Source organism: Streptomyces sp. McG3, from assembly GCF_018619185.1.
Classification (GTDB): Bacteria; Actinomycetota; Actinomycetes; order Streptomycetales; family Streptomycetaceae; genus Streptomyces.
The window spans coordinates 30,103-41,907 of the sequence record NZ_JAAXYC010000035.1 but is presented as its reverse complement, the minus strand read 5'-3'; the positions used below and the strand labels follow the sequence as shown (position 1 = coordinate 41,907).

Genomic DNA, 11,805 nt, shown 5'->3' with positions numbered 1-11,805 from the left:
GTGGTGCGGCTGCCGGGCGGACGGGCCCTGGTTCTGGAGGAGCCGCTGGGGCCCGCGGCGGGGGCCCGGCTGTGGTGGGCGCGGACGCCGGAGCGGGTGCCGGAGCTGTTGCGGCGGTACGGGCGGCCGATCCGGTACGGGTACACGGAGCGGGATCAGCCGCTGTCGGCGTATCGGACGGTGTTCGCGACGCCGTCGCCGGACGGGAGCGGTTCGGCGGAGATGCCGAGTGCCGCGCGCCCGTTCACGGCCCCGCTGGTGGCGGCGCTGGTGCGCCGTGGGGTGCTGTTCGCTCCGCTGTCCCTGCATACGGGGGTGGCTTCGGCGGAGGCGCACGAGCCGCCGTACCCGGAGCGGTTCGCGGTGCCCGCGGCGACGGCGTGGCTGGTGAACGCGGTGCGGGCGGCGCGCGGTGAGGACCGGGCGGCGGGCGGCCGGGTGATCGCGGTGGGGACGACGGCCGTGCGGGCGCTGGAGTCGGCGGCGGGGGCGGACGGCGTGGTCCGGCCGGCCGTGGGGTGGACGGATCTGGTGGTGACGCCGCGGCGGGGCGTGCGGGTGGTGGACGGGCTGCTGACCGGGCTGCACGAGCCGGAGGCCTCGCATCTGCTGATGCTGGAGGCGGTGGCGGGGCGCGAGGCGCTGCGCCTCGGGTACGAGGCGGCGCTCCAGGAGCGCTACCTCTGGCACGAGTTCGGGGACCTCCACCTCATCCTGCCGGATGAGGAACGTGACGCTCCGAATTGCTCCAGCAACGAGTGGTGAGACCGTTACGTCGCCGATGTGAGCCCAGGCATAGGGCCTACGTCACTTACGAACGCACCTAGTGGGCACATAAGGGCGATTTGAGCAGGCCCACGCGGGGGTCAATTCGGACGAACAGGACCCTGTTCCACTACCCGCCTTCGTACGTCACACCTTTGCCACACGATTTTGCTGCCGCTAAGAATTGCTCTCGTCCCCGACGGAGGTACGCATCACCGCCTCCGGTCTCGTCCTCCGTGAGGACACCCTGAGCATTCGAAGAGGTAGCCCTACATGTCTGCGACTCGCATACCCAGCCGTGTCCGTCGTCTGAACAAGGTCCAGAAGATCTCCGTGGCCGGTGTGTCGGCCCTTGGCGTCGCCGCCCTGACCTTCTCGCTCGTCCCGTCGAACGCCGAGGCCGAGGTCGCCCCGCAGGCGGCAGCCGCCGCCGCACCGGTCGCCTTCACCAGCGCCGCGGGTTCCGCCCAGGCCAAGACCGTGCAGAACAGCATGCTGGAGCAGCACTCCACCGCCGAGCAGCTGGTGAAGGCCGCCGACGCCGCCAAGGCGAAGGCCGCCGCCGAGACCAAGGCCGCCGCCGCGAAGGCGAAGGCCGCGTCCGAGGCGAAGGCCAAGGCCGCCGCGGACGCCAAGGCGAAGGCGAAGGCCGCCGCCGACGCGAAGGACAAGGCCGCCAAGGCCAAGGCGGACGCGAAGAAGCGCGGCACCGAGGCCGCGAACCGCTCCACCCCGCGCAAGCCCGTCTACGCGAACAACCTGGACGGCTGGATCCGCGAGGCCATGGCGATCATGAAGAAGGAAGGCATCCCCGGCTCCTACGAGGGGATCCACCGCAACATCATCCGGGAGTCCAGCGGTAACCGCTGGGCCATCAACAACTGGGACATCAACGCCCAGAACGGCATCCCGTCCAAGGGCCTGCTCCAGGTGATCCAGCCGACCTTCGACCGCTACCACGTGGCGGGCACCAAGAAGGACCTGTACGACCCGGTCGCCAACATCGTCGCCGCCTGCAACTACGCGGCCGACCGCTACGGCACCATGGACAACGTCGACAGCGCGTACTGAGCCCAGCCGTACACACGCCGGAGGCCGGCACCCCGAGGGGTGCCGGCCTCCGGCGTCGTTCCGTCCCGGCGGGACTCTACTTGCGCATGACCTCGGGCTCGTGGCGCCGCAGCAGACGCGCGACCGCGATGCCGCAGATCACGCCGAGCGCGAGCAGCACGGTGATGTTGATGCCCCACTGGCCGGCGGTGTGCTCCCACAGCGGGTCGAGGTCGGTGGGGTTCTTCGGGTCCCACGGGGGCATCAGGTGCGCCAGGTCCAGGGTGGTGCCGGCCGCGGCCATCGCCCAGCGGGACGGCATCAGCCAGGCGAACTGCTCCAGGCCGGGCGACCCGTACACCTGGAAGAGCACGCCGGTGAAGACGACCTGGATGATCGCGAACATGACCAGCAGCGGCATGGTCTTCTCGGCGGTCTTCACCAGCGAGGAGATGACCAGGCCGAACATCATCGAGGTGAAGCCCAGCGCGATGATCGAGATGCAGATCTCGACGGCCGGCGGCATGATCAGGCCCTCCGCGGGCAGATCGCGGGTGGCGAAGCCGATACCGCAGATGATCACGCCCTGGAAGGCGGTGATCACGCCGAGGACGATCACCTTGGACATCAGGTACGCGGAGCGGGACAGGCCGGTGGCCCGCTCCCGTTCGTAGATGACCCGTTCCTTGATCAGCTCTCGTACGGAGTTGGCGGCGCCGGAGAAGCACATGCCGACCGCGAGGATCAGCATGATCGTTCCGGCCTTGCCGTTGAACCGGGACGGCGGGTCGGGCTCGGCGAGACCGAACTCCGCCGGGATGACCACGCTGACCACGCCCAGCACGGCGGGCAGGATCAGCATCAGGCCCATGAAGCCCTTGTCGGACGCGATGACGGAGGAGTATCTCCGGATCAGCGTCCAGAGCTGCGCCATCCAGCCCTGCGGCTTCGGCGGGCGCATCTGCTGCGGGGGCGGCATGTTGACCGGCTGGGCCGCGACCGCGTCGATGTCGGCGGCGTACATCTGGTAGTGCTGCGAACCGCGCCAGCGGCCCGCCCAGTCGTAGTCGCGGTAGTTCTCGAAGGCGGAGAAGACGTCGGCCCACGTGGTGTAGCCGAAGAAGTTCAGCGCTTCCTCCGGCGGACCGAAGTAGGCGACGGAACCGCCGGGGGCCATCACGAGGAGCTTGTCGCAGATCGCCAGCTCGGCGACCGAGTGCGTGACCACGAGCACCGTGCGGCCGTCGTCGGCGAGGCCGCGCAGCAGCTGCATGACGTCGCGGTCCATGCCCGGGTCGAGGCCGGAGGTCGGCTCGTCCAGGAAGATCAGCGAGGGCTTGGTGAGCAGCTCCAGGGCGACCGAGACGCGCTTGCGCTGGCCGCCGGAGAGCGACGTGATCTTCTTGTCCTTGTGGATGTCGAGCTTGAGCTCGGCGAGGACTTCGGTGATCCGGGACTGGCGCTCGGCCTCGGTGGTGTCCGCGGGGAAACGGAGCTTGGCCGCGTACTTGAGGGCCTTGGTGACGGTCAGTTCCTTGTGCAGGATGTCGTCCTGCGGGACCAGACCGATGCGCTGGCGCAGCTCGGCGAACTGCTTGTACAGGTTTCGGTTGTCGTAGAGGACGTCACCCTGGTTGGCGGGCCGGTAGCCGGTGAGCGCCTTGAGCAGGGTGGACTTTCCGGAACCGGACGGGCCGATGACCGCGATCAGCGACTTCTCGGGGACGCCGAAGGAGACGTCCTTGAGGATCTGCTTCCCGCCGTCGACCGTCACCGTGAGGTGGCGGGCGGAGAAGGAGACCTCACCGGTGTCGACGAACTCTTCCAGCCGGTCCCCGACCAGGCGGAACGTGGAGTGGCCGACGCCGACGATGTCGTTCGCGCCGATGAGCGCGGAGCCGGACTTGTGGAGCGGCAGACCGTTGACGTACGTGCCGTTGTGCGAGCCGAGGTCGCGGATCTCGAAGCGGCCGTCGGGTGTCGCGTGGAACTCGGCGTGGTGGCGGGAGACCTGGAGGTCGGAGACGACCAGCTCGTTCTCCAGCGCACGGCCGATGCGCATGACCCGGCCGAGGGCGAGCTGGTGGAACGTGGTCGGGCTGCGGTCGCCGTAGACCGGCGGTGCCCCCGCGGCACCGCCCTGTCCCGGTCCGGCCGGATGCCCGGGGCTCTGCTGGTGCGGCACCTTCTGGTGCGAAGGCTGCTGCGGCGGGACCTGCTGCTGCGGCGCCTGCGGCTGCTGCGGCCAGGCCTGCTGCTGGGCAGGAGCTTGGTGCTGGGCAGGAGCCTGGTGCGCGGGCGCCTGCTGTCCGTGCCAGCCCGCGCCGCCCCCCTGGGGCTGGTGGTGCGGCTGCTGCACCGGTGCCTGCTGAGCACCGGCCGCGTGCCCGCCGGCGACACCGGCTCCCGCGGCGGGGCTGAGGCTCACCCGCGGCCCGTCGGTGGCGTTGCCCAGACGCAGCACCGAACCGGGGCCGATTTCCACCTGCTGGATCCGCTGACCCTGCACATAGGTGCCGTTGGTGCTGCCGTGGTCCTCGATGAACCAACTACGGCCGCTCCAGCTGATCGTGGCGTGCCGCCACGACACCCGGGCGTCGTCGATCGCCAGGTCGCCCTGCGGATCACGCCCAAGGGTGTACGACCTGGACGGATCGAGCGTCCAGGTGTTGCCATTCAATTCCAGTACGAGTTCCGGCACTCCGCGCCCCACTAGTTGTCCCCCGTGTTACCCCCGTCGCAGGGAGTCTAGGGATGCTGAACATCGTGGGGAACTATTCCAGGACCAGTCCCCGATCCGAAAGTCGGGCGGGTGAAGAGCGCGCGGAGACCTGCGCGAACGCCTCGATACCGGGGAGCGAAACAGCCACGGAACGGATGAAGTGCGGATGAAGGTCCGGTTACCGACCGGAGAAGGTTCATCGACCGCATAACGGCGGATACAAGACGGCTGGTGTGTCCGAGCGCAAGACCCGTACCGGCCAGATCCGCGACGTCCCACGTCCCCGGGCCGAGGCCACGGAGAACGCCGCTCGGCTCGGCGGACGTCGCCGCGGCGAATTCGGTCCGGCACTCGGGACGGGCGGCCGGTGGAGTCGGTGGGACCGATACGGTGGGAACACCATGAGCGCATCTCAGCCACCTCAGCCCCTCTCGTCCTCTGAGCCCCCTGAGCCCCGCCGGGTCGACGGCCCCGGCGACGGGATCCCTCCGGGCGGCGACGCACCCACGCTTCTCGTCAAGATCTTCGGCAAGGACCGCCCCGGCATCACCGCGGGGCTCTTCGACACCCTCGCCGCGTACGCGGTCGACGTCGTGGACATCGAACAGGTCGTCACCCGGGGCCGCATCGTGCTGTGCGCTCTGGTCACCTCGCCCACCGCGGGCGGGGCCACCGAGGGCGATCTGCGGGCGACCGTGCACAGCTGGGCCGACTCCCTGACGCTGCAGGCCGAGATCATCTCCGGCATCGGCGACAACCGCCCCCGCGGTGACGGCCGTTCCCATGTGACGGTGCTGGGACACCCCCTGACCGCGGAGTCGACCGCCGCCATAGCGGCCACCATCACCTCGACCGGCGGGAACATCGACCGGATCTTCCGGCTGGCGAAGTACCCGGTCACCGCCGTCGAGTTCGCGGTCTCGGGAACCGGGACCGCTGAGCTGCGGACCGCGCTGGCGACCGAGGCGGCGGAGATCGGCGTGGACGTCGCGGTGGTCTCGGCCGGGCTGAGCCGCCGGGCCCAGCGGCTGGTGGTCATGGACGTCGACTCCACGCTGATCCAGGACGAGGTGATCGAGCTCTTCGCGGCGCACGCGGGCTGCGAGGAGCAGGTCGCCCGGGTGACCGAGCAGGCGATGCGCGGCGAGCTCGACTTCGAGCAGTCGCTGCACGCCCGGGTCGCGCTGCTGGCCGGTCTGGACGCCTCGGTGGTGGACAAGGTCCGCACCGAGGTACGGCTCACCCCCGGCGCCCGCACCCTGATCCGTACGCTGAAGCGGCTCGGCTACCAGGTCGGCGTCGTCTCCGGCGGCTTCACCCAGGTCACGGACGACCTGAAGGAGCGGCTCGGCCTCGACTTCGCCTCCGCCAACACCCTGGAGGTGGTGGACGGCAAGTTCACCGGCCGGGTCGTCGGCGAGGTGGTGGACCGGGCGGGCAAGGCCCGGCTGCTGCGGAGCTTCGCCGAGCAGGCGGGGGTGCCGCTGGCCCAGACGGTGGCGATCGGGGACGGGGCGAACGATCTCGACATGCTGAACACCGCCGGGCTCGGCGTCGCGTTCAACGCCAAGCCGATGGTCCGGGAGGCGGCGCACACCGCGGTGAACGTTCCGTTCCTGGACACCGTGCTCTATCTGCTCGGCATCACCCGCGAAGAGGTCGAGGCGGCGGACGCTCTCGTCGACTGACGGCCCCGGGCCGCCGCCCCGCGCCGCCGGTTTCGGAGTCGTACGCGGATGCCTCGGTCGCGGGGTCGCACACGGTCGTACGCAGCGGGGCCCCGGCACAGATCGTGTGCCGGGGCCCCGCGCGTTCGTGTATCGAGCGGTACCGGGTGGCCGGCCGTCCGGCGTCCGGTGCGGCGCTCAGTCGTTCGGCGTCCAGTACTCGGTGAGCTTGCCGGCTCCGTGCTCCACACTCTTCCAGGTGCCGGGGAACTCGACCACGGCGTAGGCGGCGGTGGGGAAGCCGTCCCGGGTCATCCGGGCCAGGGTGTCGCCCTCGGCCGATCCCGAGAGCGCGTCGGCGGCCCCGTGCATTCCGGGGTTGTGGCCGATGACCAGGAGGTTGCGCACCTCGTCCGGGGTCTCGTTGAACAGGGCGATCAGTTCGCCGAGGGAGGCCTCGTACAGCCTCTCCTCGTAGACGGTCCGGGGTCGCTGGGAGAATTCATGGACCGCCAGCTTCCAGGTCTCCCGGGTCCTGGCGGCACTGGAGCAGAGGGCCAGATCGAAATCGATGCCGGAATCGGCGAGCCTGCGGCCGGCCACGGGCGCGTCCTTGCGGCCGCGCTCGGCCAGCGGACGCTCATGATCGGAAGCCTGTGACCATTCCGCCTTGGCATGCCGGAGAAGGACGATCCTGCGAGGTGTCTCGACGCTCATACACCTCAGCTTCGCATGAAACGCGGCCTCTGGCGCAGGGTGTTGACGTGCTGGTCCGGGGAGACGGCGCGCTGGTCCGGGGCTGGTTCGCCTCAACGGGACAGCAGCTGGAGGGTCCGCTCGATCAGCTGTCCGAGCGCGGGATCACCGCTGGTGGCGGCCTGGGCCTGTCCGGGGCTGAGGATCATCAGCAGCAGAGCGGCGAACGCTATGGCGGGCAGGGCGACGGCCCACCAGGGCAGCCGGATCTCGACACCGTCCGCGGCCGGTCGGTGGGACCTGGTGTGCGTCGGTGTCGGCATGTCCGCCTCCGTCAAGTCATCGGGTCGTCACCGAAGAACTTAACGACCGGAGGCGGCCGGCCCCATCCGGTGACCCACCCACTTCACCCTGACCCTGGCCCCCTAGGGGAAGGGGGTGCTAGCCCCACCCTCGGGGTTTTCCGGGGTCCCGCGACGCTCCTCGGGCGACAGGCCCTCGGGCGTCAGGGTGAGGCGATCGTGGCGATCACACCGATGACGACGGTGATGAGGAGCATCGCCCCGAACACGAGGAGAAGCTTCTTCTGGCCGTTCTGGGGATTGGGATCGAGCACTGGCATGAGGTCAGTGTCGCATCTCAGCATTCGTCCTCGATCGTCCGGTCCCGGCCGGCGAGGATCCCGGCCACCATCTGGGGAATCATGAGGCCCGCCATCAGCGCGATCGGCAGACCCCAGCCGCCGCTGTGCTGGTAGAGCACGCCGACGAGCAGCGGACCGGGGATCGAGAGCAGGTAGCCGGTGGACTGGGCGAAGGCGGAGAGCCGGACGACGCCCGCGCCGGACCGGGCCCGCATGCCGATCATGGTGAGGGCGAGCGGGAAGGCGCAGTTGGCCACGCCGAGGAGCAGGACCCAGGCCCAGGCACCGGCGGCGGGAGCCAGGTAGAGGCCGGCGTAGCCGATCAGACCGCACAGGCCGAGGACGACGACGATGGGGCCCTGCTGCTTGAGCCGGGAGGCGACCCGGGGGATGACGAAGGCGAGCGGGACGCCCATGGCCATGGTGACCGCGAGCAGGAGTCCGGCCGTGCCGGCGGAGACCCCGGCGTCGCGGAAGATCTGCGGCATCCAGCCCATGGTGATGTACGCGGCGGTGGCCTGGAGCCCGAAGAAGCAGGCGAGGCCCCACGCGGTGCGGCTGCGGGTGATCCGCAGAGCCGGCGCCTCGGTGTGCGCGGCGGCCGGACCCGGGGCGGGGACCGGCTGGCCGGGGGCCGGGGTCCGGTCGCGCACGAGGACGATCCAGGGCAGCACCGCGACGGCGGCGAGCACGGCCCAGACGACGAGTCCCGTCTGCCAGTCGCCGCCCAGCGCCCCGGTGACGGGGACGGTGACGGCGGCTGCCAGGGCGGTGCCGAGGGCCAGGGCCATGGAGTAGAGGCCCGTCATGGTGCCGACGCGGTCGGGGAACCAGCGCTTGACGATCACCGGCATCAGGATGTTGCTGACGGCTATGCCCATCAGGGCCAGCGCGCTGGCGGCCAGGAACCCGGCGGTGGAGCCGATGTACGGGCGGATCAGCAGGCCGGCCGCGATGGCGACCATGCCCGCGCAGACCACGGCGCCCGCGCCGAAGCGGCGGGCCAGGCGCGGCGCCATGACCCCGAAGACCGCGAAGCAGAGCGGCGGTACGGAGGTGAGGACGCCGGCCACGCTCCCGCTCATGTGCAGCCCCTCGCGGACCTCTTCGAGGAGGGCGCCGAGGCTGGTGATGGCGGGGCGGAGGTTCAGGGCGGCCAGGACGAGTCCCACGGCGATCAGGCGCAGCAGCCACGGCGCGGGCGCGTCGGCCGCCCCGGGAAGCTGCTGGGCCCGGGTGTCGTGGGGCGTGCGCGCGGCGGGGCCGCGGTTCAGGGTCGGGGTCTGCGTCTCGTCGTCCGGCATGAGGCCATCATAGAATCATGGGATGATTGATTGTCCAATCACGTGACGCTCCCGGATTCCCTGAGAGAATCCGGGTCGGACCCGACAGCTCACGAGCAAGGAGCATCATGGCGCTGACGTCTCCACGGCGTTCGGCACTCGCCGACCAGGTGATCGCCCAGCTGAGGAATCAGATCACCTCGGGCGAGTGGCCGGTCGGTTCGCGGATTCCGACCGAGCCCGAGCTGGTCGAGCAGTTGGGCGTGGCCCGTAACACCGTCCGTGAGGCCGTGCGGGCCCTCGCGCACAACGGGCTGCTGGACATCCGGCAGGGCTCGGGCACCTATGTGATCGCCACGAGTGAGCTGGCCGGGGTGATGCACCGCAGGTTCGCGGCCGCCGATCCGCGTCATATCGCGGAGCTGCGCTCGACGCTGGAGTCGTCGGCGGCCCGGCTGGCGGCGGCCCGGCGCACCGAGCGGGATCTGCGGCAGCTGGACAGCTTGATGGCGCGGCGCGAGGAGGCCTGGTCGTCGGGGAACGCGGAGGCGTTCGTGGCGGCGGACGCGACGCTGCACCTCGCGGTGGTCGCGGCCTCGCACAACGACGTCCTGACCGGGCTCTACGCCGACCTCGGGGATCTGCTGCGCGACTACCTGCGCGGCGACGTGGGTCCCGAGCTGCGGCCGGAGAACCATATGGACCACGGCCGGCTGGTCGAGGCGATCCGGGCCGGGGACGCGGAGACGGCGGCGGCCGAGGCGGCGAGCCACGCGCTGACCTGCCTGACGGACCGGGTGTAGCGGCACCCCGGGTCACGTACGGCGAAGGCGGAGGCCAAAGGCACCGCCCGGATCAGACGGGGGCGGGTCGGTGGCTGACCCACGCCGTGGCGATCTCCTTCCAGCAGCGGTCCTCCAGCCGTACGGTCCGGCCGGGCTCCACCGCCACCGCCGCGCCGTCCGCGTCGACGTCCCACCAGCGGTCGCACTCGGTGTGCAGCCGGACCAGGTCGGTGGACGGGTAGGGGTTGTGGCAGTAGGCGACGACCCGGGAGCCCTCGACGGAGGTACGGCACTCCGAGCCGGCCGGTTCGGGCTTCGGGGGCTCCGCTTCCGTACCGGAGTCGGCTCCCCTGGCGGCGTGGACGCCCAGAGGGACGGCGAGGGCGGCGGCGACCACCGGGGCGGCCAGGAGGAGACGGGTTCGGCGGCGCGTGGGACGCACGGCGATCTCCCTCCCGCAGCCTGACAAGAAGTCCGGTTCCTCCTCATTCTGCGGTGGATCGGCCGACTTTTCGACCGGAGGGGCCCGGGAGGCCACGGACGGCGAGACGGCCCCCGGCCGCGTACCGCCTCCGGAGAACCGGGAGGGGGTGCGCGGCCGGGGGCCGTCGGGCGGGGTGGTGCGCGGTCAGGCGCCGATCATGTGGACGCCGCTGTCGACGTGGATGATCTCGCCCGTGGTGCGCGGGAAGAAGTCGGAGAGCAGGGCGACGATGCCGCGGCCGGCCGGCTCCGGGTCGTTCATGTCCCAGGCCAGCGGGGCGCGGGTGTTCCAGACGTCGGCCAGCTCCTCGAAGCCCGGGATGGACTTGGCGGCCATGGAGCGGAGCGGTCCGGCGGAGACCAGGTTGCAGCGCAGCCCGTCCTTGCCCAGGTCGCGGGCGAGGTAGCGGGAGGTGGCCTCCAGCGCCGCCTTGGCCGGGCCCATCCAGTCGTACTGCGGCCAGGCGTACTGGGCGTCGAAGGTGAGGCCGACGATCGAGCCGCCCTCGCTCATCAGCGGCTTGCAGGCCATGGCCAGCGACTTCAGTGAGAAGGCCGAGACGTGCATCGCGGTGGCGACCGACTCGAACGGCGTGTTGAGGAAGTTGCCGCCGAGCGCGTCCTGCGGCGCGAAGCCGATGGAGTGGACGACGCCGTCCAGGGAGCCGAGCTCCTCGCGCACCAGACCGGCGAGCCGGTCCAGGTGCTCCTGGTTGGTCACGTCCAGCTCGATGACCTTGGCCGGCTTCGGCAGCTTCCTGGCGATGCGCTCCGTCAGGGTGGGGCGGGGGAAGGCCGTCAGGATGACCTCGGCCCCTTGCTCCTGGGCCACCTTCGCGGCGTGGAACGCGATGGACGACTCCATCAGCACCCCGGTGATCAGGATGCGCTTGCCGTCGAGAATTCCGCTCATGGTGATCAGTGACCCATGCCCAATCCGCCGTCAACGGGAATGACGGCTCCAGTGATGTACGACGCGTCGTCGGAGGCGAGGAAGCGCACCGCGGCGGCGATCTCCTCGGGCCGCGCGTAGCGGCCGAGCGGCACCTGGGACACGATGCCCTTGCGCTGCTCCTCGGTGAGCACCTGGGTCATGTCGGTGTCGACAAAACCGGGGGCGACGACGTTGAAGGTGATGTTCCGCGATCCGAGTTCACGGGCCAGCGACCGGGCGAAGCCGACGAGCCCGGCCTTGGAGGCGGCGTAGTTGGCCTGGCCGGCCGAGCCGAGGAGGCCGACGACGGAGGAGATCAGGACGACACGGCCCTTCTTGGCGCGCAGCATGCCGCGGTTGGCGCGCTTGACGACCCGGAAGGTCCCCGTGAGGTTGGTGTCGAGGACGGAGGTGAAGTCCTCCTCCGACATCCGCATCAGCAACTGGTCCTTGGTGATGCCCGCGTTGGCGACCAGCACCTCCACGGGACCGTGCTTCTCCTCGATCTCCTTGTAGGCCTGCTCCACCTGCTCGGCGTCGGTGATGTCGCAGCGGACCGCGAGGACACCGGCGTCGGTGAGCACCTGGGGCGGCTCTCCGGAACGGTAGGTGATGGCGACCTGGTCGCCGTTGTCGGCGAAGGCGCGGGCGATGGCGAGGCCGATGCCCCGGTTTCCTCCGGTGACGAGAACCGAGCGGCTCAACGGATCACCCTTTCCTTGGCGGTCTGGTACGTCGAAAACCTATCGGTACCGTGCTCCGATCGAGGAATCGGGC

The 11,805-nt window shown here is 70.5% G+C and carries 12 protein-coding genes; 4 read left to right on the top strand and 8 right to left on the bottom strand.

Annotation, left to right across the window (positions count from 1 at the left end; genetic code table 11):
• Nucleotides 1-765 (top strand): S-adenosylmethionine:tRNA ribosyltransferase-isomerase (locus HET64_RS08885; protein WP_215103515.1); only part of this gene is annotated, 765 nt, incomplete at its 5' end.
• Nucleotides 766-1,038: 273 nt separating this feature from the next.
• Entirely contained in the window at nucleotides 1,039-1,836 is a 798-nt protein-coding gene (locus HET64_RS08880) for a transglycosylase SLT domain-containing protein (RefSeq protein WP_215103514.1), read from the top strand.
• Between the two features lie 76 nt (nucleotides 1,837-1,912).
• Here the strand turns inward: HET64_RS08880 and HET64_RS08875 are convergent, their stop codons facing one another.
• Nucleotides 1,913-4,528 carry an FHA domain-containing protein gene (locus HET64_RS08875; RefSeq protein ID WP_215103513.1) on the bottom strand — a complete coding sequence of 872 codons (2,616 nt, stop codon included), beginning with the start codon at nucleotides 4,526-4,528 and terminating at the stop codon, nucleotides 1,913-1,915.
• A gap of 410 nt (nucleotides 4,529-4,938) precedes the next feature.
• On the opposite strand from HET64_RS08875, the gene serB reads away from it, so the two are divergent.
• Nucleotides 4,939-6,225 (top strand): phosphoserine phosphatase SerB, encoded by a 1,287-nt coding sequence (gene serB / locus HET64_RS08870; protein ID WP_215103512.1) that lies wholly within the window; start codon nucleotides 4,939-4,941, stop codon nucleotides 6,223-6,225.
• Nucleotides 6,226-6,402: 177 nt separating this feature from the next.
• Here the strand turns inward: serB and HET64_RS08865 are convergent, their stop codons facing one another.
• From HET64_RS08865 to HET64_RS08855, 4 genes are all read right to left on the bottom strand, one after another.
• A complete protein-coding gene (locus tag HET64_RS08865) occupies nucleotides 6,403-6,921 on the bottom strand; it encodes a histidine phosphatase family protein (RefSeq protein ID WP_215103511.1) in 519 nt (172 codons plus the stop codon).
• Nucleotides 6,922-7,013: 92 nt separating this feature from the next.
• Complete coding sequence (locus HET64_RS08860; protein WP_215103510.1) at nucleotides 7,014-7,223, bottom strand: hypothetical protein; 210 nt, start codon at nucleotides 7,221-7,223, stop codon at nucleotides 7,014-7,016.
• 182 nt (nucleotides 7,224-7,405) lie between these two features.
• Nucleotides 7,406-7,522 carry an SGM_5486 family transporter-associated protein gene (locus HET64_RS38925; RefSeq protein WP_007446146.1) on the bottom strand — a complete coding sequence of 39 codons (117 nt, stop codon included), beginning with the start codon at nucleotides 7,520-7,522 and terminating at the stop codon, nucleotides 7,406-7,408.
• 17 nt (nucleotides 7,523-7,539) lie between these two features.
• Nucleotides 7,540-8,847 (bottom strand): CynX/NimT family MFS transporter, encoded by a 1,308-nt coding sequence (locus tag HET64_RS08855; RefSeq protein ID WP_215103509.1) that lies wholly within the window; start codon nucleotides 8,845-8,847, stop codon nucleotides 7,540-7,542.
• A 107-nt stretch (nucleotides 8,848-8,954) separates the two neighbouring features.
• Here HET64_RS08855 and HET64_RS08850 point away from each other — a divergent pair, with 107 nt between their 5' ends.
• Entirely contained in the window at nucleotides 8,955-9,629 is a 675-nt protein-coding gene (locus HET64_RS08850) for a FadR/GntR family transcriptional regulator (RefSeq protein ID WP_215103508.1), read from the top strand.
• 52 nt (nucleotides 9,630-9,681) lie between these two features.
• Here HET64_RS08850 and HET64_RS08845 read toward each other — a convergent pair whose 3' ends face one another.
• The 3 genes from HET64_RS08845 to fabG form a co-directional block, all read right to left on the bottom strand.
• Nucleotides 9,682-10,053, bottom strand: coding sequence for a hypothetical protein (locus HET64_RS08845; RefSeq protein WP_215103507.1), 372 nt, complete (start codon nucleotides 10,051-10,053; stop codon nucleotides 9,682-9,684).
• A gap of 186 nt (nucleotides 10,054-10,239) precedes the next feature.
• A complete protein-coding gene (gene fabI / locus HET64_RS08840; protein ID WP_215103506.1) occupies nucleotides 10,240-11,007 on the bottom strand; it encodes an enoyl-ACP reductase FabI in 768 nt (255 codons plus the stop codon).
• 5 nt (nucleotides 11,008-11,012) lie between these two features.
• Nucleotides 11,013-11,732, bottom strand: a complete 720-nt coding sequence (gene fabG, locus HET64_RS08835) for a 3-oxoacyl-[acyl-carrier-protein] reductase (RefSeq protein WP_215103505.1) — start codon at nucleotides 11,730-11,732, stop codon at nucleotides 11,013-11,015.
• Nucleotides 11,733-11,805: the final 73 nt, after the last annotated feature.

What these genes read in the sequence shown, in the direction of transcription:
- HET64_RS08880 (WP_215103514.1), top strand. Translation starts at nt 1,039, where the DNA reads ATGTCTGCGACTCGCATACCCAGCCGTGTCCGTCGTCTGAACAAGGTC.
- serB (WP_215103512.1), top strand. Translation starts at nt 4,939, where the DNA reads ATGAGCGCATCTCAGCCACCTCAGCCCCTCTCGTCCTCTGAGCCCCCT.
- HET64_RS08865 (WP_215103511.1), bottom strand. Translation starts at nt 6,921, where the DNA reads ATGAGCGTCGAGACACCTCGCAGGATCGTCCTTCTCCGGCATGCCAAG.
- HET64_RS08860 (WP_215103510.1), bottom strand. Translation starts at nt 7,223, where the DNA reads ATGCCGACACCGACGCACACCAGGTCCCACCGACCGGCCGCGGACGGT.
- HET64_RS38925 (WP_007446146.1), bottom strand. Translation starts at nt 7,522, where the DNA reads ATGCCAGTGCTCGATCCCAATCCCCAGAACGGCCAGAAGAAGCTTCTC.
- HET64_RS08855 (WP_215103509.1), bottom strand. Translation starts at nt 8,847, where the DNA reads ATGCCGGACGACGAGACGCAGACCCCGACCCTGAACCGCGGCCCCGCC.
- HET64_RS08850 (WP_215103508.1), top strand. Translation starts at nt 8,955, where the DNA reads ATGGCGCTGACGTCTCCACGGCGTTCGGCACTCGCCGACCAGGTGATC.
- fabI (WP_215103506.1), bottom strand. Translation starts at nt 11,007, where the DNA reads ATGAGCGGAATTCTCGACGGCAAGCGCATCCTGATCACCGGGGTGCTG.